The 25,413-nt window shown below is 72.7% G+C and carries 26 protein-coding genes and 1 tRNA gene; 19 read left to right on the forward strand and 8 right to left on the reverse strand.

The annotated features are described in order from the left end of the window. Positions 1–128: 128 nt before the first annotated feature. Entirely contained in the window at positions 129–284 is a 156-nt protein-coding gene (locus OHA86_RS30520; protein WP_329180432.1) for a hypothetical protein, read from the reverse strand. Between the two features lie 64 nt (positions 285–348). Between OHA86_RS30520 and OHA86_RS30525 the strand changes: the two genes are divergently transcribed. The 3 genes from OHA86_RS30525 (at position 349) to OHA86_RS30535 (ending at position 2,155) form a co-directional block, all read left to right on the forward strand. Continuing rightward, positions 349–597, forward strand: a complete 249-nt coding sequence (locus OHA86_RS30525; protein WP_329180434.1) for a helix-turn-helix domain-containing protein — start codon at positions 349–351, stop codon at positions 595–597. A 236-nt stretch (positions 598–833) separates the two neighbouring features. Next, complete coding sequence (locus OHA86_RS30530) at positions 834–968, forward strand: hypothetical protein (protein WP_329180435.1); 135 nt, start codon at positions 834–836, stop codon at positions 966–968. A 74-nt stretch (positions 969–1,042) separates the two neighbouring features. Beyond that, entirely contained in the window at positions 1,043–2,155 is a 1,113-nt protein-coding gene (locus OHA86_RS30535; protein ID WP_329180437.1) for a methyltransferase domain-containing protein, read from the forward strand. 124 nt (positions 2,156–2,279) lie between these two features. On the opposite strand, the gene OHA86_RS30540 is transcribed toward OHA86_RS30535, so the two are convergent. After that, positions 2,280–2,364, reverse strand: a tRNA-Leu gene (locus tag OHA86_RS30540). Between the two features lie 188 nt (positions 2,365–2,552). Here OHA86_RS30540 and OHA86_RS30545 point away from each other — a divergent pair. The 3 genes from OHA86_RS30545 to OHA86_RS30555 all read left to right on the forward strand — a co-directional run bounded on the left by OHA86_RS30545 (position 2,553) and on the right by OHA86_RS30555 (position 5,203). Next, on the forward strand, positions 2,553–3,890 hold the full coding sequence (locus OHA86_RS30545; RefSeq protein ID WP_329180438.1) for a M20/M25/M40 family metallo-hydrolase: 1,338 nt from the start codon (positions 2,553–2,555) through the stop codon (positions 3,888–3,890). 147 nt (positions 3,891–4,037) lie between these two features. Beyond that, the gene (locus tag OHA86_RS30550; protein ID WP_329180440.1) at positions 4,038–4,271 is read left to right on the forward strand and encodes a chaplin; all 234 of its coding nucleotides are present in this window, start codon (positions 4,038–4,040) and stop codon (positions 4,269–4,271) included. Positions 4,272–4,393: 122 nt separating this feature from the next. Beyond that, on the forward strand, positions 4,394–5,203 hold the full coding sequence (locus tag OHA86_RS30555) for a chaplin (protein ID WP_329180441.1): 810 nt from the start codon (positions 4,394–4,396) through the stop codon (positions 5,201–5,203). Positions 5,204–5,281: 78 nt separating this feature from the next. On the opposite strand, the gene OHA86_RS30560 is transcribed toward OHA86_RS30555, so the two are convergent. Then, positions 5,282–5,470 carry a DUF5703 family protein gene (locus OHA86_RS30560; RefSeq protein ID WP_073499534.1) on the reverse strand — a complete coding sequence of 63 codons (189 nt, stop codon included), beginning with the start codon at positions 5,468–5,470 and terminating at the stop codon, positions 5,282–5,284. Between the two features lie 47 nt (positions 5,471–5,517). Between OHA86_RS30560 and OHA86_RS30565 the strand changes: the two genes are divergently transcribed. Continuing rightward, entirely contained in the window at positions 5,518–6,126 is a 609-nt protein-coding gene (locus OHA86_RS30565) for a hypothetical protein (protein WP_329180443.1), read from the forward strand. A gap of 116 nt (positions 6,127–6,242) precedes the next feature. Here OHA86_RS30565 and OHA86_RS30570 read toward each other — a convergent pair whose 3' ends face one another. Both OHA86_RS30570 and OHA86_RS30575 read right to left on the reverse strand, forming a co-directional pair. Continuing rightward, positions 6,243–8,864 carry a helix-hairpin-helix domain-containing protein gene (locus OHA86_RS30570; RefSeq protein ID WP_329180445.1) on the reverse strand — a complete coding sequence of 874 codons (2,622 nt, stop codon included), beginning with the start codon at positions 8,862–8,864 and terminating at the stop codon, positions 6,243–6,245. A gap of 32 nt (positions 8,865–8,896) precedes the next feature. Beyond that, positions 8,897–9,877, reverse strand: coding sequence for an aldo/keto reductase (locus tag OHA86_RS30575; protein ID WP_329180448.1), 981 nt, complete (start codon positions 9,875–9,877; stop codon positions 8,897–8,899). Positions 9,878–10,005: 128 nt separating this feature from the next. Here OHA86_RS30575 and OHA86_RS30580 point away from each other — a divergent pair, with 128 nt between their 5' ends. Further along, positions 10,006–11,055, forward strand: coding sequence for an LLM class F420-dependent oxidoreductase (locus OHA86_RS30580; RefSeq protein ID WP_329180450.1), 1,050 nt, complete (start codon positions 10,006–10,008; stop codon positions 11,053–11,055). 106 nt (positions 11,056–11,161) lie between these two features. On the opposite strand, the gene OHA86_RS30585 is transcribed toward OHA86_RS30580, so the two are convergent. Continuing rightward, positions 11,162–11,773, reverse strand: coding sequence for a hypothetical protein (locus OHA86_RS30585; protein WP_329182618.1), 612 nt, complete (start codon positions 11,771–11,773; stop codon positions 11,162–11,164). Positions 11,774–11,995: 222 nt separating this feature from the next. Here OHA86_RS30585 and OHA86_RS30590 point away from each other — a divergent pair, with 222 nt between their 5' ends. The 4 genes from OHA86_RS30590 (at position 11,996) to mshC (ending at position 15,531) form a co-directional block, all read left to right on the forward strand. Then, positions 11,996–12,697 (forward strand): histidine phosphatase family protein, encoded by a 702-nt coding sequence (locus OHA86_RS30590; protein ID WP_329180452.1) that lies wholly within the window; start codon positions 11,996–11,998, stop codon positions 12,695–12,697. Between the two features lie 132 nt (positions 12,698–12,829). Continuing rightward, complete coding sequence (locus tag OHA86_RS30595) at positions 12,830–13,420, forward strand: DUF3090 domain-containing protein (RefSeq protein ID WP_329180454.1); 591 nt, start codon at positions 12,830–12,832, stop codon at positions 13,418–13,420. Further along, positions 13,384–14,202, forward strand: a complete 819-nt coding sequence (locus tag OHA86_RS30600) for an SCO1664 family protein (RefSeq protein ID WP_329180455.1) — start codon at positions 13,384–13,386, stop codon at positions 14,200–14,202. The genes OHA86_RS30595 and OHA86_RS30600 overlap by 37 nt, the downstream gene beginning before the upstream one ends. A gap of 99 nt (positions 14,203–14,301) precedes the next feature. After that, the gene (gene mshC / locus OHA86_RS30605) at positions 14,302–15,531 is read left to right on the forward strand and encodes a cysteine--1-D-myo-inosityl 2-amino-2-deoxy-alpha-D-glucopyranoside ligase (protein ID WP_329180457.1); all 1,230 of its coding nucleotides are present in this window, start codon (positions 14,302–14,304) and stop codon (positions 15,529–15,531) included. Positions 15,532–15,700: 169 nt separating this feature from the next. Here the strand turns inward: mshC and OHA86_RS30610 are convergent, their stop codons facing one another. Both OHA86_RS30610 and OHA86_RS30615 read right to left on the reverse strand, forming a co-directional pair. Beyond that, positions 15,701–15,955, reverse strand: coding sequence for a DNA-binding response regulator (locus OHA86_RS30610; protein ID WP_329180458.1), 255 nt, complete (start codon positions 15,953–15,955; stop codon positions 15,701–15,703). 218 nt (positions 15,956–16,173) lie between these two features. Beyond that, a complete protein-coding gene (locus tag OHA86_RS30615) occupies positions 16,174–17,175 on the reverse strand; it encodes a PAC2 family protein (protein WP_329180459.1) in 1,002 nt (333 codons plus the stop codon). A 278-nt stretch (positions 17,176–17,453) separates the two neighbouring features. Between OHA86_RS30615 and OHA86_RS30620 the strand changes: the two genes are divergently transcribed. From OHA86_RS30620 to OHA86_RS30650, 7 genes are all read left to right on the forward strand, one after another. Then, entirely contained in the window at positions 17,454–18,770 is a 1,317-nt protein-coding gene (locus tag OHA86_RS30620) for an enolase C-terminal domain-like protein (RefSeq protein ID WP_329180461.1), read from the forward strand. After that, complete coding sequence (locus tag OHA86_RS30625) at positions 18,767–19,561, forward strand: SDR family NAD(P)-dependent oxidoreductase (RefSeq protein WP_329180463.1); 795 nt, start codon at positions 18,767–18,769, stop codon at positions 19,559–19,561. Before OHA86_RS30620 ends, OHA86_RS30625 begins: the two co-directional genes overlap by 4 nt. An 86-nt stretch (positions 19,562–19,647) precedes the next feature. Continuing rightward, positions 19,648–20,685 (forward strand): sugar ABC transporter substrate-binding protein, encoded by a 1,038-nt coding sequence (locus OHA86_RS30630; protein ID WP_329180465.1) that lies wholly within the window; start codon positions 19,648–19,650, stop codon positions 20,683–20,685. Between the two features lie 6 nt (positions 20,686–20,691). Beyond that, positions 20,692–22,332, forward strand: a complete 1,641-nt coding sequence (locus OHA86_RS30635; RefSeq protein WP_329180467.1) for a sugar ABC transporter ATP-binding protein — start codon at positions 20,692–20,694, stop codon at positions 22,330–22,332. Next, complete coding sequence (locus OHA86_RS30640) at positions 22,325–23,362, forward strand: ABC transporter permease (RefSeq protein ID WP_329180469.1); 1,038 nt, start codon at positions 22,325–22,327, stop codon at positions 23,360–23,362. Before OHA86_RS30635 ends, OHA86_RS30640 begins: the two co-directional genes overlap by 8 nt. Positions 23,363–23,504: 142 nt before the next feature. Further along, a complete protein-coding gene (locus OHA86_RS30645) occupies positions 23,505–24,494 on the forward strand; it encodes an aldo/keto reductase (protein ID WP_329180470.1) in 990 nt (329 codons plus the stop codon). 3 nt (positions 24,495–24,497) lie between these two features. Further along, positions 24,498–25,328, forward strand: a complete 831-nt coding sequence (locus OHA86_RS30650; protein WP_329180472.1) for an amidohydrolase family protein — start codon at positions 24,498–24,500, stop codon at positions 25,326–25,328. Positions 25,329–25,413: the final 85 nt, after the last annotated feature.

Raw genomic sequence — 25,413 nt, forward strand, 5'->3', positions numbered from 1 at the left:
CGCGTTCGAACTGCGTTGCGGCGGGTTGCGATTGACGATCCAGCGCGTTCCGGGGTGGCTCATAGCGTTAGCCACAACAGCCGCGGGCTCCGGTCTCGCGTGGTTGACCGTTCCTCGGCGCTGACCCGTCACGGCCGGCAGGGCGGGACGAGCGTGCCAGGTTCATCGAGCCAGTTGAGGCCGCCGTTGTAGCCGGTGCCCGTGGCGACCTCCCCGGCCCCGAGCTGCCGGGTGAGCGCGGCACGCAGGGCTTTGGCGACCGGGGTGTCCGGGTGGCTCGACAAATTGCTCCCGCCAGCGCCGAAGATGCCTCTCGGCAGGTCGCCACAGGTATGCCAGCACCGAAGCATGCAGCACGAGAACGAGACGGTTGGACGAAGGGTGCGACGCCAGCGCCTTCGTCTGGGCATGGCGCAAGCGGATCTTGCCGCCGCCGTGAGGCGTACCCAAGGGCGGGTTTCCAAGGTCGCGAATGATCGCGTGGAGCTGGACCGGGCCAGCACGATCAACGAGTTGGCCACCGCCCTGCCCTGCCTCCCGTGCGACTGCGAGCGCTGCCAGAAGGGCGAGCGCTCCGGTTCGTCCCGCGACAAGTGAGGACGGTGCGGACTCCGTGCGGACTGAGCTTCGGCCGTGGGTGGGGCCGCTGTCGGGTTCCCGTATCGCCTGCCTCCGCTCCCGGAGGACCGTGACGATAACCGCTGGACCATTGGCCGGTGCGCCGGGGAAGGGCTCAACGGTTCCCCCCGCGTGGCCGGAGCGGTTCCAGGCCTCCTGGTACCAGGACAGTCCAGAGGGCGCACACCGAAAGTGCCGATCGAAGGAGATGCCGAATGAAGACACTCGGAACGATCCGCGCCCAGGGCGGGGACGACGATGACGACAACCTTCCCGGCACCCCCTGGACGCCGCCGGAGCCCAGCCCCGACGGTGGCAGCCCGGACGGCGACGGGAAGCACCGCAAGTGACGAACAGCTCTACTGAGCAGGACGGGCGGCCCGGTCGTACGGAGCTGGGCCGCTCCCTCCTGGAAAACGGATTCATGACCTCGGGCTGGGCGCCGGCGTTCGCGGCCGTGCCGCGTACGGCGTTCCTCCCTGATCTGATGTGGCCGCACGATGCGGCGACGGGTCGAGCGGTCACCGTGCACAAGACGGTGGACGCAGCGGCGTGGTACGAGTACGCCAACTCCAATGTTCCGATCGTCACGCAGTGGGACGACGGGAAGCACACCGGAACCGAACCGGGTAAGGCGTTCACCTCCTCGTCGTCCATGCCGAGCGTGGTCTTCTCGATGCTCGCTGACCTCGATGTGCAGGCGGGCCACAAGGTGTTGGAGATCGGCACTGGTACCGGGTGGAATGCGGGCCTGCTGGCCCACCGGGTGGGCGCGGGCAACGTCGTCTCGGTGGAAGTGGACCCCGCTGTGTCGGAAGCGGCGAGCACGGCACTGCGGCGCGTCGGCTACGGCGACGTGAACGTGATCACAGGTGACGGTCTACTCGGCTACCCGCCAGACGCTCCCTACGACCGCGTGATCGCCACATGCGGCCTGCGGTCCGGACTGTTCGCATGGGTGCAGCAGACCACCCCGGGCGGGGTGATCATCGCCCCCTGGGGCACGCACTACGCCTACACCGAGGCAACGGCACGTCTGGTCGTGGCCGAAGACGGCAACAGCGCCTCCGGGCACTTCACCCAGCCGGTCAACTTCATGCGCGTGCGCTCGCAACGCCTGGTCCGTGCTGAGCACAGCGGCTACGTCCCGGCGCGGGGCACCGGGGATGCGGACAAGTCCACGACAACGATCACCGAGCCGGAGTTCCTGACCGGCAGCCTGGATGTGGAAGCGTTCGCAGTCGGCTTGCAGGTGCCGAACTGCGCCCATGTCCCGGACCGCAAGCAGGCGGGAAAGCGACCGGTGTGGTTCTACAGCCTTACCGACAAGTCGTGGGCGGTGGTGGTCTTCCGCGACGGTCACGAGACCGCCACCGTGTACCAGTCGGGAGACCGGCGGCTGTGGGACGAGGTGGAAGCCGCCTTCCGGTGGTGGCAGGAGCAGGGACGTCCCGGCTTCCACCGCTTCGGGCTGACCGTCACGGCAGACCGCCAGGTCCCCTGGCTGGACCAGCCATCCCACGCCCTCAGCGGATGAGACGCACCATGAAACAAAGCAACGCTCCCGCTTTCGGCGGGGGCATTGCTGATTCTCTTGCCGTGGTTGGTCACGCCACAGCCTGGAAAAGCAGAAACCCCGCATGAAGCGGGGTCTTAGCCGGTGTCCGAGGGGGGACTTGAACCCCCACGCCCGATAAAGGGCACTAGCACCTCAAGCTAGCGCGTCTGCCATTCCGCCACCCGGACGGGTGTGACGTCACGGCCTCGTGGCCGTGGCGACGGGGTAAACCATAGCAAAGATCGGGACGGGCCGATCACCGCGGACGAGGGGCGCGGAGGAGGTGAGCCTTGGGGGTCGCAGGGGGTGCGGGGCAGGATGGGGGTGGCATCCGGCGCGTGCAGCGGGCGGGTGGGCGACGAGGAGGAGAGACAGCGTGAGCGAGTCCAGGCGTGGCAGTGCGACCAGCGGGGGAGTCACGGGCGAGGACGAGGTCGTCGACCTGTGCAGCGAGCTGATCAGGATCGACACCAGCAACTACGGGGACCACTCCGGGCCGGGCGAGCGGGCCGCGGCCGAATACGTGGCGGAGAAGCTGGCCGAGGTGGGTCTTGAGCCGCAGATCTTCGAGTCGCACCGGGGCCGGGCCTCCACCGTGGCCAGGATCGAGGGTGTCGACCGGTCGCGGCCCGCGCTGCTGATCCACGGGCACACCGACGTCGTCCCGGCCAACGCCGACGACTGGACCGTGCACCCCTTCTCCGGCGAGGTCGCCGACGGGTGCGTGTGGGGCCGGGGCGCGATCGACATGAAGGACATGGACGCGATGACCCTCGCGGTCGTCCGCGACCGGATGCGCAGCGGGCGCAAGCCGCCGCGGGACATCGTGCTGGCCTTCCTCGCCGACGAGGAGGCAGGCGGCACCTTCGGCGCCAAGCACCTGGTCGCCAAGCACCCCGACCTCTTCGAGGGCGTGACCGAGGCGATCGGCGAGGTCGGCGGCTTCTCCTTCACCGTCAACGAGAATCTGCGGCTCTACCTGATCGAGACCGCAGAGAAGGGCATGCACTGGATGCGGCTCACCGTGGACGGCACCGCCGGCCACGGCTCGATGACCAACAGGGACAACGCGATCACCGAGCTGTGCGAGGCGGTCGGCCGGCTCGGCCGGCATGAATTCCCGGTCCGGGTCACCAAGTCGGTTCGCGGCTTCCTCGACGAGCTGTCCGACGCGTTCGGCACCGAACTCGACCCTGAGGACATGGACTCGACGCTGGCCAAGCTCGGCGGCATCGCCAAGATGATCGGCCCGACCCTGCGCAATTCGGCCGCCCCGACGATGCTCGGCGCCGGCTACAAGGTCAACGTCATCCCCGGGCAGGCCACCGCCCACGTCGACGGGCGCTACCTGCCGGGCCACGAGGAGGAGTTCCTGGCCGACCTCGACCGCATCCTCGGCCCGCGCGTCAAGCGCGAGTCCCTGCACACCGACAAGGCCCTGGAGACCGATTTCGACGGCACCCTGGTCGACGCCATGCAGGCGGCGCTGCGTGCCGAGGACCCGGCGGCGCGCGCGGTGCCGTACATGCTCTCCGGCGGCACCGACGCCAAGTCCTTCAACGACCTGGGCATTCGCTGCTTCGGCTTCGCCCCGCTCAAGCTGCCGCCCGAGATGGACTTCGCCGGGATGTTCCACGGCGTGGACGAGCGCGTGCCGGTGGAGGGCCTGAAGTTCGGCGTCCGCGTCCTGGACCGTTTCATCGAACAGAGCTGACCGATCGGTCAGCTGTACCCGTACCGGTGGTTTCGTTCGCCGGTACGGGTGAAAGGCCCGATGCCTTCGTAGCCCTCTTTCTCCGGGGTCGTTACGACGGTGTGGTCCGCAGGCCGGGCCGCGCTTGTCCCACCAGGAGGAATACGAATGATCAAGAAGGTCGTCGCCGTCACCGTCGCCACCGGCGGTCTCATGCTCGCGGGCGCGGGTATGGCCGCCGCCGACGCCGGTGCCCAGGGCGCCGCAGTGGCGTCCCCCGGTGTGCTGTCGGGCAATGTCATCCAGATCCCCGTGCACATCCCGCTGAACGTATGCGGAAACACGATCAACGTCGTCGGGCTGCTCAACCCCGCCTTCGGCAACACCTGCGTCAACAGCTGATCACGCCGCGGCCGTGCAGGCTGCGCGGCCGACGCCGGATCGGCCCCGGACGCACCCACCTGCGTTCCGGGGCCGCTCGCCATTCCAGGATCCCTGAACGCAGGGGAAGGTTAGGGGAAGTAATGCGACAGGTCGCAAAAAAGGGCCTGCTCACCGTGGTCGCCACCGGCGGGGTGATCGCCGCGACCGGTGGTCTGGCGTACGCCGACGCGGGCGCGTTCGGTGCGGCCGCCGATTCGCCCGGCGTCGTGTCGGGCAACACGGTCCAGGTCCCGGTGCACGTGCCGGTCAACGCGTGCGGCAACACCATCGACGTGGTGGGCCTGCTGAACCCCGCGTTCGGCAACCACTGCGCCAACGTCTCCGCCCACCCGGGCGGCGGCGGGGGCGGTTCCGTCGCCCGCGGCGGCGCCCACCACTCGCCGGGCGTCGGCTCGGGCAACGCCGCCCAGGTGCCGGTGGACGTGCCGGTCAACGCGTGCGGGAACACCATCGACGTGGTGGGCCTGCTCAACCCGGTCTTCGGGAACGACTGCGCGAACGTCGAGACACCGCCCGTCACCCCGGTCACTCCGGGGAACCCCGTGACACCGCCCGGCGGCCACCCGGGCCACCCCGGTCACCCGGGCCACCCCGGTCACCCCGGTCACCCCGGACATCCGGGTACGCCCGGCACTCCGGGGAACCCGGGTACGCCCGGCACTCCGGGTACGCCGAGCACCCCGGGCAACCCGGGCACCCCCGTGACGCCCAGCGCCCCGGGCAAGCCCGGCGCCCCTGTGTCGCACCTCACCCCGGCGACGCCCGGCAACAGCACCGGCACGCTCGCGCACACCGGTTCCGACGGCATGGCCCTCAGCGCCTTCGCCGCCGGCGCCCTGCTGCTCGGCGGCGCCCTGCTCTACCGCCGCGGCCGCCGCACCCAGGGCTGAGCGCACCGCAGCCCGAAGCCCGGCCCGACGTCCGGCCCGCGGTCAGGGCCGGTCGAGGCCGCTCAGGTGCGGGCCATCTCACCAGGTGGCCCGCACCTGACGGATGATCCGGCGCCGCAGCCGCACGCGTCTGCTCCCGTCGGGATAGAGGCGGAGCCGGTCCACTTCCCAGTGCCCGTACTCCGCCTCGTCGGTCAGCAACCGTGTCGCGTCCTTGCGGGAGACCCCACGCGGCACGTACATCTCTCTGAATTCGTATTCCGGCATCGCATCTATTGTGCAAGCAACGCCCTGGTGCGGATAGCGTCTGCCTCATGTCTGATGACGTGCAGCCCACGGCGGCCGAGGTCCGTGCCGCAGTCGAGGCGGTCAAGGCCGCGCTCGACCGGCATCTCGACGCGATCGAGAAGCGCAGCGGCGAGGACGACCCCGCCGTTCACGAGGCGTTCGAGGCGCTGGCCTCGGCCGCCGAGTCGTACGACGAGTTGCTGTACGACGCCTACGACGAGGTGACCCCGCTCGAAGTGCCCACCGGCGGTTCGATGCCGGAGTACGAGGGTCCGGAAGAGCCCGAGGCGATCAGCGTGCTGATCCGCCGCGACTACACGGTCGTCGCACCCGACCGGCTCTTCTCGCAGGCCAGACATGCGAGTGAGGACACCGACGGGTCGGCGACCGCGACCGTCAACGCGGCGCTCGGGGTGATCTTCGGGGAGTACGAACCCGACGAGATCGCCCAGCGGCACAAGGACTTCGGCTTCGAGGAGGGCGACTCCACGCTCTGGGTCTCGGCGGTGGAGCCCGCCGAGCCGGGGGAGTGGCTGGAGGCGCCCTTCGACCAGGCCGACCCGCACACGGTGGTGTGCCGCTTCGACGTCAGCGCGGTCTTCGACGACGAGCTGGGGGTCCTGGACCCGGACTGAGCCGTGTCGGATCCCTGACCCGGACCGATCCGGGCCGGCCCGTACGCGGCGAGCAGGACCGAGCACGACGGAGCAGGACCGGCGGCCCCGGGGGCATACCCCCGGGGCCGCCGGGCTCAGCCCTGCGCGGTCAGCTCGCGCAGCACCGCTGCCAGCCGGGTCGTGCGCTCCGTCGCGGGCGGCCCCGCGACCGCCTGGGCCAGCTGCTGTTCCGCGCCCTGCACCACCGACAGGTGGCGTTCACCGCGGCCGAACGCCGTGTAGACCCAGGACCTGGTCAGCAGCGGCCCCGCGTCGCCCGGGACGACCACCACCGCGGCGGGCCAGCGCATACCGGCCGCCTGATGCCCGGTCACCGCCCAGCCGTGCCGTACGGTCGCCGCCACGTCCCCGCGCGGGACCAGCACCGGGCCCCCCTCGCAGTCCAGCCGCAGCCCCTCGGGCTCGGCGCCGGTCACCGTGCCGGGCAGCGTACGGCCGGGCACCGGTACGTGGACGACCCGGTCGCCCGGGTCGAAGCCGCCAAAACGGCCGGGACCGGGGTTGAGGCGCTCCTTGAGCGCGGCATTGAGCGCCCGGGTGCCGACCGGGCCGCCGTGGCCCGTGGTGACCACCTGGACCTGCGCCCCCTCGACGCCGAAGGCCCGCGGCACCGAGTCGGCGACCAGCTGGACCGTACGGTGCACGGCCTCGCGCGGGTCGCGCACCGGCACCACCACGACTTCCTTGTCCGGCGCGTCCACGGACGCCAGCTCGCCCTCGCCGACGCAGGACACCAGCTCGCCGATCGGCCCCGGGTCAGGCGTACGGGACACCACCCGCGGGCAGACCCGGGCCGCCAGCAGGTCGGCGAAGACCCGGCCGGCCCCCGCCGACCACAGCGCGTGCGGGTCGCCGCTGAGCACCAGCCGGGCGCCGTCAGGGACCGCCTCCACGAGCGTCGTGGCCTCCTCGACGGACAGCTGTGGCGCGTCGAGCACGGCCAGCAGGTCCAGGCCGAGGCTGCCGTCCCCGGCGAGCCCGGGACCCTCGGCGCCGGACAGCAGCCCGGCCACCGTCACGGCCGCGTCCTCGCCCACGACGGCGGCGAGCCTGCGGCGGCCGTTCTCGGTGTACGCCGCCGCGTACGCGCGCAGGCCCGCGGCCCGTGCGGCGGCCACCAGCGCGGCGGGCTCGGCACGCGCCGCCTCGCCGCCGGAGTGCACGACCAGGCCGCTGCCCGCCGCGGCCCTGATCAGCTCGGCCGCGGAAGGCGTCGGGGCGGCCGTACGCGCCCACTGCGGCTCCTCGCCCCCGCTCTCGCCCTCGAAGGACCGCAGCAGCCGGAAGAAGCCGTCCGCGAGGCTCTCCTCGGCCATCGCGTAACGGTCCAGGCCGAGCAGCAGCGATACGTCCTCCTCGCCGTCCTCGTCCTGGTCGTCGCCCTCCCGGAAGACCAGCACCTGGCCGTCCGTGACGGCCGCCGTGACCGCGGCCTCCGGGTCGGGCAGGGAATACCCGCGCAGGGCGGTGTGCAGGTCGGCCGGCGGCAGCGCGGTGTGCCCGCGCAGGGCGGCGTCCTCCAGCACCCGGGCGACCAGCGCGCGGGCCCGCCGCTCGTCGCCGGGGCCGCACGCGCTCCCGAGCAGCCCGCGCGCGAACGCGTCCCCCTGCTCCACCCGTACCCCGGCGACCCCGAGCACCAGCCACGGGTCGGCCCGCAGCTCCGCCGCGGCCCGCTCCCCGAGCAGCCGCACGGCACCTTCCGCCAGCTCCGCCGGCGCGCCGCCCTCGCCCAGCACGGCAGCCGCCGCTGCGACGGCCCCGGCGTCCAAGGCCACGCGCTGCGCGCCGCCCTGGGGCCGACCGGTGCCTGCTGGGCCACCCTGCGGCCCCTGCGGCCGGGAGTCGCCCGCGCTCGGAGTCCCGGCAGGCCCGCCCGGGTCGCCGGTGCGGCCGTCCGGCCCGCCGCCATCCGCGCCCGCCGTACGCCCGGCGCCGAGCCGGTCGCCGGAGGGTCCGTCTGGAGCCCCGGCCGGTCCGTCCGGTCCGCCGCCGTCCGCGACTGCCCCACGCCCGGCGCCGAGCCGGTCGCCGGACGGCTCGCCGCCACCGGCGGCACCGGCACCGGACCCGCCGGTGCCTGCGTCCCGCGTGCCTGCGGCCGTTGTCCCGTCGTCGTCGGTGTCCGGCCCGCTGCCGCCCGCGCTGCGGGCGCCCGTGGCCGACTCGGCGGCGTCGCCGGCTCCGGAGCCTGGCCCGCTTCCGCCAGCGGCGTCGCCGGCGTCGGGCGCACCGCCCGCGGTTCCGGAGCCGGACCCGCTACCGCCCGCACCCTCGGCGTCGGGCGCACTGCCCGCGCCCTCGGCACCTGCGGGCGCACTGCCCGAGCCCTCGGCGCCCGGGGCCGTCGCGGCGCCGTCCGCCTCCGCGGCCTCCGCGTCGTCGGCACCGGCACCGGCACCCGCTCCGGACCCGCCGTCGTCCGCGGCCTCCGTCCCCGGGGGCGGGGCGGACGTGTCCGCCGCCTCGGCCTCGGCCGCCTGGAGGGCGGCGGCCTCCGCCGCCATCGCCTCCCGGCGCTTGCGGCGGGCCTCGGCCGCATTGCCGCGCGGGGCCGGAGCGGCAGCGCTTTCGCCGCGTTCGATGGAGCGGACGGCCGCCGCGAGGCTCGCCAGGTCCGCCGGTGGGCGGCGGGGACCGGGCGTCGCCGCCGGGTCCTGGGGGTCGGGCGCGGGCGGCGGGTCGGCGGGGGGCATTGCGGCCTCCGTGGAGGGAGCGTGACGCGCGTTCAGAGCGTGCTCCAGTCGTGGTCCGGGTAGCGGTGCAGCGGCGCCGACACATCGTCCAGCGCCAGGCAGATCTCTTCCGGAAGCGTAAGCGCCTCCACCGACAGCGCCGCCGCGAGCTGTTGGGCGTTGCGCGCGCCGAGCAGCGGTGCGGTGACGCCGGGCCGGTCGCGTACCCAGGCGAGAGCCACATGCAGGGGGGACACGGCGAGCCCGTCCGCCGCTATGGACAGCGCGTCCACGATCGAGCCGGCCGTGTCGTCCAGGTAGGGCGCGACGAAGGGCGCCATGTCGTCGGAGCCGCCGCGGGACTCCTGCGGTGTGCCGTTGCGGTACTTCCCGGTCAGGACACCGCGGCCGAGCGGCGAGGAGGGCAGCAGCCCGACGCCGAGGTCGATCGCGGCGGGCAGCACCTCGCGCTCCACACCGCGCTGGAGCAGCGAATACTCCATCTGCGTGCTGGCCAGCGGGGTGCGGCCGGGGCTCGCGAGCTGCCAGGTCGCCGCCTTGGCGAGCTGCCAGCCGCAGAAGTTGGACACCCCGACGTAGCGGGCCCGGCCCGAGCTGACGGCGATGTCCAGCGCCTGCAGCGTCTCCTCCAGCGGTGTGCCCGGGTCGAAGGCGTGCACCTGCCACAGGTCGACGTAGTCCGTGCCGAGCCGCTGAAGCGACGCGTCGAGGGCCGACAGCAGATGCCCGCGCGAGGTGTCGAACCGCCGGTCGGGGTCGGGCACGCTGCCCGCCTTCGTGGCGATCACCAGGTCGGAGCGCGGCACCAGGTCCTCGATCAGCCGCCCGAGCAGGTACTCGGCGCCGCCGTCGGCGTACACGTCCGCCGTGTCGACCAGCGAACCCCCGGCGTTCCAGAAGGTCTTGAGCTGGTCGGCGGCGTCGCGTTCGCCGGTGTTGCGCCCCCAGGTGAGCGTGCCGAGCCCGAGCCGGGATACACGCAACCCGGTACGGCCGAGGTGCCTATGCTCCATGGGCGCTGAGATTACTGCCCGCACCGGCCGAATGGGCGGCAGTGACGTACCCGACAGCCCCCCGTGGCGTCGCCGCGCGCTACAGTCCGGGGGACAACGACGTTACCGACCAGTACAAGGGGAGTGCTATGAGGCTCGGGATCAACCTCGGCTACTGGGGTGCCGGTATGGACGCGGACAACCTCGCCGTCGCCCAGGAGGCCGACCGGCTCGGCTATTCCGTCTGCTGGGCCGCCGAGGCCTACGGCTCCGACGCGGCCACCGTGCTGTCCTGGGTGGCCGCCCAGACCGAGCGGATCGACGTCGGCTCCGCCATCTTCCAGATCCCGGCCCGTACCCCGGCGATGACCGCGATGACCGCCGCGACCCTGGACTCGCTGTCCGGCGGGCGCTTCCGGCTGGGCCTCGGCGTGTCCGGGCCGCAGGTCTCCGAGGGCTGGTACGGCGTGAAGTTCGACAAGCCGCTGTCGCGTACCCGCGAATACGTCGAGATCGTCCGCAAGGCGATGTCCCGCGAGCGGCTGACCCACGAGGGCGAGCACTGGACGCTGCCGCTCCCCGGCGGCCCCGGCAAGCCGATCAAGCTCACCGTGCACCCGGAGCGCGAGAAGATCCCGCTGTACATCGCCGCGATCGGCCCGAAGAACCTGGAGCAGACCGGCGAGATCGCCGACGGCGCCCTGCTGATCTTCCCCTCGGCCGCGCACCTGGAGGACACCGCGCTGCGGCACCTGCGCGCGGGCCGGCAGAAGGCCGGCCTGGCGCTGGAGGGCTTCGACGTCTGCCCGACCCTGCCGCTCGCCGTCGGCGACGACATCGGCGCGCTCGCCGACCACTTCCGCCCGTACACCGCGCTCTACGTCGGCGGCATGGGCAGCCGCAAGCAGAACTTCTACAACCAGCTGGCCCAGCGCATGGGCTACGAGAAGCAGGCCGCCGAGATCCAGGACAAGTACCTGGCGGGCGACAAGGGCGGCGCGGCGGCGGCGGTGCCGCAGGAGCTGATCGACTCCACCTGCCTGCTGGGGCCGGTCGCCCGGATCGCCGACCGGATGCGGGCCTACGCGGAGGCCGGCGTCACCACGCTCACCCTCGCCCCGGCCGGCTTCACGCTGGAGGAGCGGGTGGGCGGCCTGCGGGCCGGCGTCGAGGCGCTGGAACTGGCCGGCCTGGCGTAGCGCGAGGCCGGCGGAAGGGGCCCCGCGGCGGAAGGGTCCAGCGGGGAGGGTTCCGCGGCCCGAGGGGACCGGTACGAAGAGGGAGCGGGGCAGGGGAGCGGCGGGCTCAGCCGGGAACGAGCCGGCCCAGCAGCCGGCCGAAGGCGATCAGCCGGGCTATCTGCCCCGGTCCTCCGTCGTCCAGCGACTTGCTGAACCGGAAGGCCTCGGGCCGGAATTTGGCCGAGGCCACCGGCAGCGGCGAGTCGGGGTCGGCCGGCACCGCGCTCAGCTCGTGCGGCATCGCGGTGGCCAGTACCAGGTAGACCCCGCGGTCGATCCGCTGCCCCAGCTCGTCGCGCCCGACCAGGGTGCGCATCCCGACGTGCCCGATCGAGTCCAGCGGCAGCACCTGCACCGAGGAGTCGAGCACCGTACCGCCCGGCGCCTTGGCGTCCGCCAGCTCCTCGCTGTGCCACAGGATCAGCCGCCGCCCGTCGCACACCGCGGCCTCCTGCCAGACCGACGCGCCCGCCTCGGTGAGGTCCACCACCCGTTCCAGGGTGAAGCCGCGCACCCGGCGCCTGCCCAGCACTCCCTCGATGGCGTCCAGCGCGACGTCCGCGTGCAGGAAGTACACCTCCGCGGCGTCCTCCAGCCGACCGTACGGAGACCAGTCGGTGCCGGCGGGGCGCGCCCCGCTCGCAGCCGGGCGGCTCCTCGTCGCCTTGCTGAACATCTCCACCCGCTTCGCGATACCGACGTCCGAGGTCCTCCCGACCTCTGCTGAACCTTACCCAGGGGGCGGGAGCGCGGGACCTGTGCCGGGGACAGCGGATCGGAGCAATATCGCGTGGGCGTACGGGAATCAGCGGCCGTGGTGGGGGCTCGGGGGGATCATCCCCGCCACGGCCGTCACCCAGCACAACGGACCCGGCGCGGAAGGGTTACGGTGGCGGACATGCCCACCGCGATCCTTGTCCGGCACGGCCGGTCCACCGCCAATACCGAGGGCGTACTGGCCGGCTGGAGTCCGGGCGTCGCCCTGGACGACACCGGCCGGGCGCAGGCGACCGCGCTCGCCGCCCGGCTGGCGGTCCTGCCGCTCGCCGCCGTCGTCAGCAGCCCGCTCCAGCGCTGCCAGGAGACCGTACGCCCGCTGCTCGACACCCGTTCGGGACTGCCGCTGCACACCGAGGACCGGATCGGCGAGTGCCACTACGGCGACTGGACCGGCCGCAAGCTGGCCGAACTGGCCGACGAGCCGCTGTGGACCACCGTCCAGCGGCACCCCTCGGCCGCGGTCTTCCCCGGCGAGGGCGGCGAGTCGCTGCGCGCCATGCAGGCCCGCGCGGTCGAGGCGGTCCGCGACTGGAACGCGCGGATCGAGGCCGAGCACGGCCCCGACGCGCTGTACGTGCTGTGCTCGCACGGCGACATCATCAAGTCGCTGGCCGCCGACGCGCTCGGCATGCACCTGGACCTCTTCCAGCGGATCAGCACCGACCCGTGCTCGGTCACCGTCATCCGCTACACCCCGCACCGGCCGTTCCTGCTGCGCCTCGGCGACACCGGGGACCTCGGCGGCCTCGCCCCGGCGCCCGCTCCGCCCGGGGGCGCGCCGGACGACGCGGTGGTCGGCGGCTCCACCGGCGCCCTGTGATCAGCTTCCGCAGTAGGGTGGTGGCCACACCGTAGGGACGGTGACGGCGACCCCGCACCGCCTACGCGCCACAGCCGCCCGCAGTACGGATAGGCGCACCACAGACACGCAGCCGAGCAAACGGAGCAGGACGTGCCCCGCCAGGTCTTCTTCTACGAGCACCCCGACCGTTTCGTGGCCGGGACGGTCGGCCAGCCGGGCCAGCGTACGTTCTTCCTGCAGGCCCGAGCGTCCGGCATGACCACCAGCGTCGCCCTGGAGAAGACCCAGGTGGCCGCGCTGGCCGAGCGGATCGACGAGCTGCTCGACGAGGTCGTGCGGCGCAGCGGCGGCAATGCCCCGGTGCCCGCCGTGGCCCCCACCGAGTTGCAGGACACCGCGCCCCTCGATGTGCCCGTCGAGGAGGAGTTCCGGGTCGGCACCATGGCCCTGGCCTGGGACGGTGCCCACGACCGCATGGTCATCGAGGCACAGGCGCTGGTCGAGCTGGCGGGTGAGGACGACGACGACCTGGAGGCGGCCGAGGAGGAGATGCTCCAGGACGACGAGAACGGGCCGCCGCTGCTGAGGGTGCTGCTGACCGGCGCCCAGGCCCGCTCCTTCGCCAAGCGCGCGCTCGACGTGGTCTCGGCCGGCCGCCCGCCGTGCCCGCTGTGCAGCCTCCCCCTGGATCCGGAAGGACACGTATGCCCGCGTCAGAACGGGTACCGGAGGTCGGCCTGAGTGCCGGCACGGCGGCGCTGACCGACGGCGAGCTGACCGTACGCGGCCAGGTGCGCGACGCGTCGAACGCGGTGCTGTACTGCGAGACCGTCCACGAAGGCCGGACTCTGAACTGCGTCTACAAGCCCGTCGCGGGTGAGCGCCCGCTGTGGGACTTCCCCGACGGCACCCTGGCCCAGCGCGAGGTCGCCGCCTATCTGGTCTCCGAGGCCACCGGCTGGGGCCTGGTGCCGCCCACCGTGCTGCGCGACGGGCCGTACGGCGAGGGGATGGTGCAGCTGTGGATAGAGGCCGAGCCGGACGACGGCGCGCTGCTCGCCCTCACCGAGGACACCGAGCCCGCGGCCGGCTGGAAGGCGGTGGTCGAGGCGGAGGTGGCCGACGGGCGCACCGCGCTGCTGGTGCACGCCGACGACCAGCGGCTGCGCCGGCTCGCGGTGCTCGACGCGGTCATCAACAACGCCGACCGCAAGGGCGGCCATCTGCTGCCGGCGGCCGGCGGCCGGCTCTACGGCATCGACCACGGGGTGACCTTCCACACCGAGGACAAGCTGCGCACCCTGCTGTGGGGCTGGGCCGGCGAACCGCTGCCCGCCGAGGCCGTCACCGTACTGGCCGGGCTCGGCGCGGCGCTGGACGGCGACCTGGGCGAGCGGCTGAAGGCGCTGATCACCACGGCCGAGACCGACGCGGTCAAAGCCAGGGTCGGCCGGCTGCTGGAGACCGGATTGCATCCGGCGCCGGGCGGGCAGTGGCCTTCTATACCATGGCCGCCGGTGTGACAGGGGCGGTTGCGCCCGGTGTGACCGGCGGGCGACCTCCCGGGGCGAACGTGCTGCTCCCGGTCGTTTGACATGCGTCCGCACGGTTAATCTCATGACATGCATGCCTGGCCCGCTTCCGACGTCCCTGCCCTTCCCGGCACTGGACGCGCACTCCGTCTTCACGACTCCGCGACCGGTGGCCTTGCGGCCGTCGAGCCCGGACCGGTCGCCCGCCTCTACGTCTGCGGGATCACTCCCTACGACGCCACCCACCTGGGGCACGCGGCCACCTACAACGCGTTCGACCTCGTTCAGCGCGTGTGGCTCGACACGAAGCGCCAGGTCCACTACGTGCAGAACGTCACGGACGTCGACGATCCGCTGCTGGAGCGGGCCGAGGCCACCGGCGAGGACTGGGCCGCGCTCGCCGAGCGCGAGACCGCGCTCTTCCGCGAGGACATGACCGCCCTGCGGATGCTGCCGCCCACCCACTACATCGGCGCCGTCGAGGCCATCCCCGGCATCGTGCCGCTGATCGAACGGCTCAGGGACGCGGGCGCGGCCTACGAGCTCGGCGGCGACACCTACTTCTCCATCGAGTCCGACCCGCACTTCGGCGGGGTCTCCCGCCTCGACGCCGCCGCGATGCGGCTGCTGTCCGCCGAGCGCGGCGGCGACCCGGACCGCCCGGGCAAGAAGAACCCGCTCGACCCGATGCTGTGGCTGGCGGCCCGGCCGGGCGAGCCGAGCTGGGACGGCGGCTCGCTGGGCGCCGGACGGCCCGGCTGGCACATCGAGTGCGTCGCCATCGCGCTGGACCACCTCGGCATGGGCTTCGACGTCCAGGGCGGGGGCTCCGACCTGGCCTTCCCGCACCACGAGATGGGCGCCTCGCACGCCCAGGTGCTCACCGGCGAATTCCCGTACGCCAAGGCGTACGTGCACGCCGGGATGGTGGCGCTGCACGGCGAGAAGATGTCGAAGTCCAAGGGCAACCTGGTCTTCGTCTCCGCGCTGCGCCACGAGGGCGTGGCCCCGGCGGCGATCCGGCTGGCGCTGCTCGCCCACCACTACCGGTCCGACTGGGAGTGGACCGACGCGGTACTGGACGAGGCGCTGGCCCGGCTGGAGCGCTGGCGGGCCGCGGTGTCCCGGCCGGACGGACCGCCGGCCGAGGCGCTGTTCGAGGAGATCCGCGCCGCCCTGGCCGACGACCTGGACGCGCCGAGCGCCCTGGCCGCGGTGGACCGCTGGGCGGCGGCGCAGCAGGCCGACGGCGGCGCCGACACCGGGGCGCCCGGCCTGGTCTCGCGCGCGGTGGACGCGCTGCTCGGCGTGGCGCTGTGAGGGCCGCCCGCGCCTGACGCCGGTCCGCGTCCCGGCGCGGGCCCCGCGCGACGGCACGCGGGAGGGCACGCGGGAGGGCGGTCACCGCGGCGCAGCCGCCGCGGTGACCGCCCTCCCGTCCCCGCCCGCCCGGGAACCCCCGGCCCCGGGGTCCTGGCTCGTCACCGGCTCAGCGCTGGAGGCCGGTCAGGTCACCGGCGTACCCGGGGCCGTCCTGGGCGGCCAGCAGATTGAGTTCCGCCACTTTCAGACCGAGTGCGAAGCGGCCGGATACGCCGAGGCTGTCCATCATGTGGCAGATACGCCGCTGAATCGTCCGGTGTCCTCGGGACAGTCTTCTTCCGATCGTCGCATCGGAAAGACCGTCCCGCATTAAGACCAGAATTCTGACATCCACGTCATCCATATGTTCGAGTATTTCCATGGTCCCCCCAGGGAACGGGATGAAAAGGGCGAACGTGTGGTCGGTCCGGGGTTTTCCGCGTTCACCCGACGATTATGGCAGGCCCCGCAGTAGCGGTGTTGTCACGGAGTGTTCGGGGACTTGACGATCCGTGCACACTCGGCAGGGCGCCCCGCCCCGGCCCGCCCCGGTGCCGGGGCGGGAGTCCGCGCCCGGTGCCGGCGGGCCGCGCCGCCCGGTCAGTCGCTGTCGCCGTCGTCCTGCCCGTCCGGCTCGGCGCGCTCGTCGCCGCTTTCCCCGCCGTCCGCGGAATCCTTTTCCTCCGGCCGCGGCTGCTGCCTGCCGAGGTCACGGAATTGCGGTACGCCGTCGCCGCCCTCGCTCGCGTAATCGCCCGGCTGCGGATCACGGCGCCGCAGATAGCGCTCGAATTCCTTGGCGATGGCCTCGCCCGACGCCTCCGGCAATTCCGCGGTGTCCCGCGCCTCCTCCAGCGTCTGCACGTATTCGGCGACTTCGCTGTCCTCGGCGGCCAGCTGGTCGACGCCGACCTGCCACGCCCTGGCGTCCTCGGGCAGCTCGCCCTGCGGGATGCGCAGGTCGAGCAGGTCCTCAAGGCGGTTGAGCAGCGCCAGGGTGGCCTTGGGGTTGGGCGGCTGGGAGACGTAGTGCGGCACCGCGGCCCACAGGCTGACCGCGGGGATGCCGGCGTGGGTGCAGGCCTCCTGGAGGATGCCGACGATGCCGGTGGGTCCCTCGTACCGGGACTCCTCCAGATTGAGCGCGGTGGCCAGGTCCGGGTCGGAGGTGACGCCGGTGACCGGGACCGGGCGGGTGTGCGGGGTGTCGCCGAGCAGCGCGCCGAGCACCACCACCATCTCGACGCCCAGTTCGTGCGCGAAGCCCAGGATCTCGTTGCAGAACGACCGCCAGCGCATGCTGGGCTCGATACCGCGGACCAGCACCACGTCGCGGGGCTTGGGCGTCTGGATCCTGACCACCGACAGCCGGGTGGTCGGCCAGGTGACCTTCCGTACGCCGTCCTCCATCCAGACCGTGGGCCGGTTGACCTGGAAGTCGTAGTAGTCCTCGGCGTCCAGCGCGGCGAAGACCTCGCCCTTGAACTCCCGGTCCATGTGCCCGACCGCGGTGGAGGCTGCGTCCCCGGCGTCGTTCCAGCCCTCGAACGCGGCGACCATGACCGGATCGATCAGCTCGGGCACCCCCTCCAGCTCGATCACCCGGCGCCTCCTTCCGGCCGGCGGGGGCGGTTCCGTCCCCTTTCCGGCTGCTGCTGTGCTCTTCTTTCGTGCGCCACCAGCCTACGTGCCCCGACCGTCACGGACGGCGGCGCGGTCGCTCTCGGTGGCGACGAAGTCCACACAGAGCGGCAAAGCGGGCGCCAAGACATCCGATCTGTTATCAACAACTTCCGGCTTCCCCCTGGACGGGCACCAGTGCGCGCCGCTATACATCGGATCATCAAGAAAAGATCCGATGTCTCGCGACGGGAGTGTGCATGAGTCCGACCATTACCGAGGTCGACGTGTACGACATCCGCTTTCCGACCTCGGAGCAGCTCGACGGCTCGGACGCCATGAACCCCGACCCCGACTACTCCGCCGCCTATGTCGTGCTCCGTACCGATTCCCCCGGCGGTCTCGCGGGGTACGGTCTGTGCTTCACGATCGGCCGCGGAAACGACGTCGTCGCCGCGGCGATCAGCACCCTGCGACCCTATGTGGTCGGCCGCTCGGTGGACAGTGTCACCGGCGACCTCGGCGCCTTCTACCGGCTGCTCACCCATGACTCCCAACTCCGCTGGCTCGGCCCGGAGAAGGGCGTGATGCACATGGCGGCCGGGGCGGTGATCAACGCCGCCTGGGACCTGGCCGCCCGGGAGGCCGGCCGGCCGGTCTGGGACCTGCTGGCGTCCATGAGCCCGGACCAGATCGTCGACCTGGTCGACTTCCGCTACCTCAGCGACGCCCTGACCCGCGACGAGGCGCTGGACATCCTGCGCCGCGCCGAGCCGGGCCGAGCCGACCGGGCCGCGGCGCTGCGCAGGGACGGCTACCCCGCCTACACCACGGAACCCGGCTGGCTCGGCTACTCCGACGAGAAGCTGACCCGGCTGGCCAAGGAGGCGGTCGCCGCCGGCTTCACCCAGATCAAGCTCAAGGTCGGCGCCGACCTCCAGGACGACCTGCGCCGGATGCGGCTGGCCCGCGCCGCGGTCGGCCCCGACATCCGGATCGCGGTGGACGCCAACCAGCGCTGGGACGTCGCCGAGGCCGTCAGCTGGATGCGGGCGCTCGCACCGCACGACCCGTACTGGATCGAGGAGCCCACCAGCCCCGACGACGTGCTCGCGCACGCGGCGGTCCGCGCCGGGCAGCCGGTCAGGGTCGCCACCGGCGAGCACGTCGCCAACCGGGTGGTCTTCAAGCAGCTGCTCCAGGCCGGCGCGGTGGACTTCGTCCAGATCGACGCCGCCCGGGTCGCCGGGGTCAACGAGAACATCGCGATCCTGCTGCTGGCCGCCAAGTTCGGCGTCCCGGTCTGCCCGCACGCCGGCGGCGTGGGCCTGTGCGAACTGGTCCAGCACCTGGCGATGTTCGACTACGTCGCGGTCTCCGGCCGTCTCGACGACCGGGTGATCGAGTATGTTCCCCACCTCCACGAGCACTTCACCGACCCCGCCGTGGTGGAGAACGGGCGTTACCGGGCCCCCTCGGCGCCCGGCTTCTCCGCCCGTATGGTGCCGGAAACGCTGGCCGACTACCGCTACCCCGACGGACCGGTGTGGCAGGCGCGACAGGAGCTGACCCGATGACCAGTACGACCCCCACCGCAGTCGCCCAGGACTTCGCCGGCCTCACCGCCCTGGTCACCGGCGGCGCCTCCGGGATCGGCGCCGCCACCGCGGCCCTGCTCACCGCCCGCGGCGCCCGGGTCGCCGTCCTGGACCGCGACCCGGCGGGCGCCCCCGACGGCACCTACCCGGTCGCCGCCGACGTCACCTCCGACCGGCAGGTGCGCGACGCGGTCGGCGAGGCCGTACGCGAACTCGGCGGGCTGCACATCCTGGTGGGCAACGCCGGGATCGGCGCCATCGGCACCGTGGAGGACAACGCCGACGAGGAGTGGTCCACCGTGCTGGACGTCAACGTCCTCGGCTTGGTCCGCGCCGCCCGCGCCGCCCTGCCCCACCTGCGCGCGTCGGCCGCCGACCGGCCCGGCAGCGCCTCCATCACCCACACCTGCTCCATCGCCGCCACGGCGGGGCTGCCACAGCGTGCCCTATACAGCGCGAGCAAGGGCGCGGTCCTCTCGCTGACCCTCGCGATGGCCGCCGACCACGTACGCGAGGGCGTACGGGTCAACTGCGTCAATCCCGGGACCGCCGACACCCCGTGGATCGGCCGGCTGCTCGACCAGGCCGAGGACCCGGCCGCCGAGCGCGCGGCACTCGACGCCCGCCAGCCGCTGGGCCGGCTGGTGTCCGCCGACGAGGTCGCCGCGGCCATCGTCTACCTGGCGAGCCCGGCGGCGGCGAGCGTCACCGGCACCGCCCTGGCCGTGGACGGCGGAATGCAGGGCCTGCGCCTGCGTCCCGCCAACTGAAACACCCCGCGGCACCCCTCGGCATCAGCACCGCACCACCCCGCACCACTCAGAGCCGACACACTCTCGAAGGGCAGAACTCGACGATGAGACTGCGTAAGACGACCGTTGCCGCCATCGCGGCCCTCCTCGCGGTCACCGCGCTCGCGGGCTGCAACAGAGGCAGCGACGACAAGGCCGGCACCTCCGGCAAGGTGGGCATCGACCTGCCGCGCTCCGACAGCGACTTCTGGAACTCCTACAACGGCTACATCGAGAAGGGCGTCAAGGCCGGCGAGGTCTCCGCGCTGCCCCGCACCAACTCGCAGAACGACATCGGCAAGCTGGTCGCCAATGTGCAGACCTTCACCGACCAGGGCGCCAAGGCGATCGTGATGGCCCCGCAGGACACCGGCGCCGTCGCCTCCACCCTGGACAAGCTGGCCGGCAAGAAGATCCCGGTGATCAGCGTCGACACCCGCCCCGACAAGGGCAAGGTCTACATGGTGGTGCGCGCCGACAACAAGGCGTACGGCACCAACGCCTGCGACTACCTGGGCAAGCAGCTCGGCGGCAAGGGCAAGGTCGTGGAATTCGAGGGCGCCCTCGACTCGATCAACGGCCGGGACCGCTCGGAGGCGTTCGCCTCCTGCATGAAGACCAAGTTCCCCGCCATCAAGGTGATCGCGCTGGCCACCGACTGGAAGGGTGACGTGGCGTCCGCGAAGCTGCAGACCACGCTCGCCTCCGACCCGGACGTCAACGGCATCTACATGCAGGCCGGCGGTGTCTTCCTGCAGCCGACGCTGGCCCTGCTGGAGCAGAAGCACCTGCTCAAGCCGCCGGGCACCCCCGGCCACATCACCATCATCTCCAACGACGGCATCCCGGACGAGTTCAAGGCGATCAAGGCGGGCCAGATCGACGCCACGATCTCCCAGCCGGCCGACCTCTACGCCAAGTACGCGCTGTACTACGCCAAGGCCGCGCTCGCCGGACAGACCTTCAAGCCCGGTCCCACCGACCACAACTCCACCATCGTCACCATCCCCAACGGCCTGGAGGACCAGCTGCCCGCGCCGCTGGTGACGAAGGACAACGTGGACGACCCCAGCCTGTGGGCCAACCAGCTCGGAAAGAGCTGAGCGCACATGAGCAACGGTCAGGCCTCAACCCCTCCTCCCGCGGTTCACGCCGAGGGCGTCGTCAAGCGCTTCGGACCCACCGTCGCGCTGGACCAGGTGGGCATCACCGTGGCGGTCGGCGACTCGCACGCGCTGGTCGGCCGCAACGGTGCGGGCAAGTCCACCCTGGTGTCGGTACTGACCGGGCTGCACGCACCCGACGCGGGCCGGGTCGCCTTCCTCGGCGAACCCGCGCCCGCTCCGGGTGACACCGCCGCCTGGCAGGCCAGGGTCGCCTGCGTCTACCAGAAGTCCATGGTCGTACCCGACCTGACGGTCGCCGAGAACCTGTACCTCAACAGGTTCCAGCGCGGCCGGATCCGCTGGTCCAAGCTGCGGGCCGACGCCAGCGAGCTGCTCGCCGAATACGGCGTCGACGTCGACCCCGCCACCCGGGCCGCCGATCTCACCGTGGAGCAGGGCCAGTTCGTGGAGATCGCGCGAGCGCTCTCCTTCGGCGCCCGGTTCATCATCCTGGACGAGCCCACCGCGCAGCTCGACGCGGCAGGCATCGAGCGGCTGTTCACCAAGCTGCGTGAACTCCAGCAGCAGGGCGTCGCGTTCCTGTTCATCTCGCACCACCTGCAAGAGGTCTACGACCTGTGCAGCACCGTCACGGTCTACCGCGACGCCCGCCACATCCTCACCGCGCCCGTCGCGGACCTGGACAAGGCGGACCTCGTGGCGGCCATGACGGGCGAGGCGGCGCAGAACGCGACGGCCTGGCACGCCAAGTCCGCCGCCGCGGGGCGGAAGTCCGCGCCGCAGAAGTCCGCCGTGCAGGAACCGGGCGGGCAGGAGTCCGCCGGGCAGGAGCCCGACGGCCGGCCGCGGTCCGGTGCGTCCGCGGACGACGCGGTGCTGCGGGCCGAGGCGCTGGCCCTGGACGGCGTCTTCCAGCCGATCGACTTCGCGGTACGCGCCGGCGAGGTGCTCGGCCTGGCCGGCGCCACCGCCAGCGGCAACACCGCGCTCGGCGAGACCCTGGTCGGCCTGCGCAAGGCCACCGCGGGCCGGGCGACGGTCGACGGCCGGGGCGTACGCCCGGGCAGCGTGCCGCACGCGCTGAACGCCGGGATCGGCTACGTCCCCGAGGACCGGCACCGGCAGGGCCTGGTGCTGGGCCGCAGCGTGGCGGAGAACGCCACCCTCACGGTGACCGACCAGCTCGGCCCGTACGGCACCGTCCTGCCGTCGCGGACCCGTACGTTCGCCCAGCGGATGATCGACTCGCTGGACATCAAGACCTCAGGACCCGCCCAGCCGGTCTCCGACCTGTCGGGCGGCAACCAGCAGAAGGTCGTCATCGCGCGGGCGCTGGCCCGCGACCCGCGGGTGCTGGTGGCCATCCGGCCGACCGCGGGCGTCGACGTGAAGTCCAAGGACGCGCTGCTCGGCGTGGTCCGCGGGGTCGCCGACCGGGGCGACGCGGCCGTCATCGTCTCCGACGAACTCGACGACCTGCGGGTCTGCGACCGGGTGATCGCGCTCTTCCACGGACGGGTGATCGCCGAGTTCGGCAGCGGATGGACCGACCGGGACCTGGTCTCGGCGATGGAAGGGCTGCCCGCGGGCGCGGGCGGCGACAAGGGAGCCGAGGATGAGTGAGACCACCCAGTTGACCGCCGACCTGGCCGTACCGGACAAACCCCGCTCGGCGCCGCCGCGCTTCCAGCTCAGCCGCTACCGCGACCTGTCGCTGATCCCGGTGATCCTGGTGCTGGGCGTCATCGGCTTCATCGTGTCGCCGGTGTTCCTGACCTCCGACAACCTGATCGGCGTACTCCAGCAGAGCAGCGAACTGAGCCTGCTGGTGCTCGCCGAGGCGCTGATCCTGATATGCGGCCGGATGGACCTCTCCCTGGAGTCCACCATCGGAGTCGCGCCGGTCATCGCGATGTGGCTGGTGCTGCCCAGCAGCGGCCCCGCGACCTTCCACGGCATCGGGCTCTTCCCCACCTGGTCCTCGATCCCGGTGTGCCTGGCCGTCGGCCTGGTCATCGGCGCGGTCAACGGCTTCCTGATCCTCAAACTGCGGGTCAACGGCTTCATCGCCACCCTGGGCATGCTGACCATGCTGCGCGGCCTCCAGGACGGCGTCGCGCAGGGCAAGTCCATCGTGGCGGTGCCGTCGTCCTTCTCCTACCTGGGCAAGGCGTCCTGGTTCGGGGCGCCCGCCGCGGTGTGGATCTGCCTGCTGCTGTTCGCCATCGGCGGCCTGGCCCTGGGCTACCTGCGGCACGGCCGCGCGCTGTACGCGATCGGCGGCAACACCGAGGCCGCCAGGGCGGCCGGCATCCGGGTGGACCGGATCACCTGGATCGTGCTGGCGCTCGGCGGACTGATCGCCGCCTTCGCCGGTGTGCTCTACGCCGGGCACTACGGCGCGATCTCCGCCACCCAGGGCGACGGCTGGATCTTCCAGGTCTTCGCCGCCACGGTCATCGGAGGTGTCAGCCTCAACGGCGGCCGCGGCACGCTCTTCGGCGCGCTCACCGGTGTGGTCAGCCTGCAGCTGGTCGTGAACGTCACGACCCTTGGCGGCGTGCCGCCGCTGTGGGACAAGTTCCTCTACGGTGCCATCATCATCGTCGCCCTGATCATCTCCCGCTTCGCGAGCGGCGAGAAGCAGGACTGACCAGAGCCGCCTTCCGTATCCGACCGATCCGACCCGACCCGGACGAACCGACCTGATCCGACCTGTTCTGAACCGCTCCGACTCGACCCGGTCCGACCGCAGCGCAGCGCAGCCGGCCCAGCCCAGCAGAAGGACATCCCGTATGCCCGTACCGGCACTGCCCCGGCTCGGCCTCGGCTGCGCGCCGCTGGCCAATCTCTACCGCGCCATCACCGACGAGGAGGCGGAGGCCACCGTGGCCGCCGCCTTCGACGCGGGGCGGCCCGTCACGTACCTCGACACCGCGCCGCACTACGGCCTGGGCCGCTCGGAGGAGCGGCTCGGCCGGGCGCTGGCCGGCCGGGACCGCGCGTCCTACGTGCTGTCCACCAAGGTCGGGCGCCGGCTGCGCGACCTCGGGCCGGGGGAACTGCCGGACGGGCAGGGCTTCACCGACGTCCCGGACCGGGCCAGGGTCTGGGACTTCACCGCCGACGGCATACGGGCCACCCTTGAGGGCTCGCTGCGGCGGCTCGGCGTGGACGCCGTCGACATCGTCTACCTGCACGACGTCGAGAACCACCTGCCCGACGTCTACGCCACCGGCTTCCCCGCGCTCGCCGAACTGCGCGACCAGGGCCTGGTCAAGGCCATCGGCTTCGGCATGAACCACAGCGACGTCCTGGCCCGGCTGGTCGCCGACCTCGACGTCGACGTGGTGCTGTGCGCGGGCCGCTGGACCCTGCTGGAACGCACCGCCTACGACGACCTGCTGCCGGTGTGCGAGCGCCGCGGCACCAAGGTCGTCGTCGGCGGGGTCTACAACTCCGGGCTGCTGGCCGACCCCAGGCCCGGGGCGCACTACAACTACGCGGCGGCGCCGCCGGAGTTGCTGGACCGGGCGCTGGAGATGGCGGCGGTGTGCGGCGAGTTCGGCGTCCCGCTGCGGGCCGCCGCCCTGCGCTACCCCTTCGCCCACTCCAGCGTGGTCTCCGCCGTCGTCGGCGCGGCCGGCCCCGAGGAGGTGCGGGACAACACCGCGATGTTCGAGCACGACATCCCGGACGCGATGTGGCACGCCCTGGTCGAACGCGGCCTGCTGGACACCGACGTACCGCTGCCGCTCGCGGGCACCGTCACGGCGGGGGAGTAGCCGATGCGGATCGACGCGCACCACCACCTGTGGGACCTCGCGCGGCGCCCGCAGCCGTGGCTGACCGGCGCGGAGCTGGACCCCATCGCCCGCACCTTCGAACTGGCCGAGCTGGAACCGCTGCTCGCCGAGCACGGCATCGACGCGACCGTCGTCGTGCAGTCCAGCTCGTCGCTGGAGGAGACCCGCGAACTGCTCGCCACCGCGGCGGCCTCCGGCGGCCGGATCGCCGGCGTCGTCGGCTGGGCCGACCTCACCGACCCCGCTCTCGGCGATGTCCTCGCCTCGCTGACCGGCCCGCTGGTCGCGATACGCCACCAGGTCCAGGACGAGTCCGACCCGTGGTGGCTGGCCCGCGCCGGCGTCCGCCGCGGCCTCGCCACGGTCGCCGCTGCGGGCCTGGCCTACGACCTGCTGGTCACCCCGCGCGAGTTGCCCGCGGCGCTGGAGACGGCGGCGGCGCTGCCCGAACTCCGGTTCGTCCTCGACCACGCGGCGAAGCCGCCGGTCGCCTCCGGCGGGTGGGAGCCGTGGGGCGCGCAGCTCCGGCGGCTCGCCGCGCTGCCGAATGTCAGCTGCAAGCTGTCGGGGCTCGTGACGGAGGCCGACTGGGGGCGGTGGAAGCCGGGCGACGTCCTGCCGTACGCGCGGCACGCCCTCGACGTCTTCGGCCCGTCCCGGGTCCTGTTCGGCTCCGACTGGCCGGTCTGCACGCTTGCCGCGACGTACGGGGCCGTGCTGGCCTTGGCGGAGGAGGCCGTGGGCGGCCTCTCCGCGGCCGAGCGGTCCGCCGTCTTCGGCGGAAACGCTTCCCGCGTCTATGCCTTGACCTGAGCCCGGCGCCTGGCCGGCGGCTGCCCGTGCCTTGCCCGCCCCGTGTGTCGCGGCCGGCCGCGCAGTTCCCCGCGCCCCTGAGGGG

The organism is Streptomyces sp. NBC_01477 (assembly GCF_036227245.1).
In the GTDB taxonomy this organism is placed as follows: domain Bacteria; phylum Actinomycetota; class Actinomycetes; order Streptomycetales; family Streptomycetaceae; genus Actinacidiphila.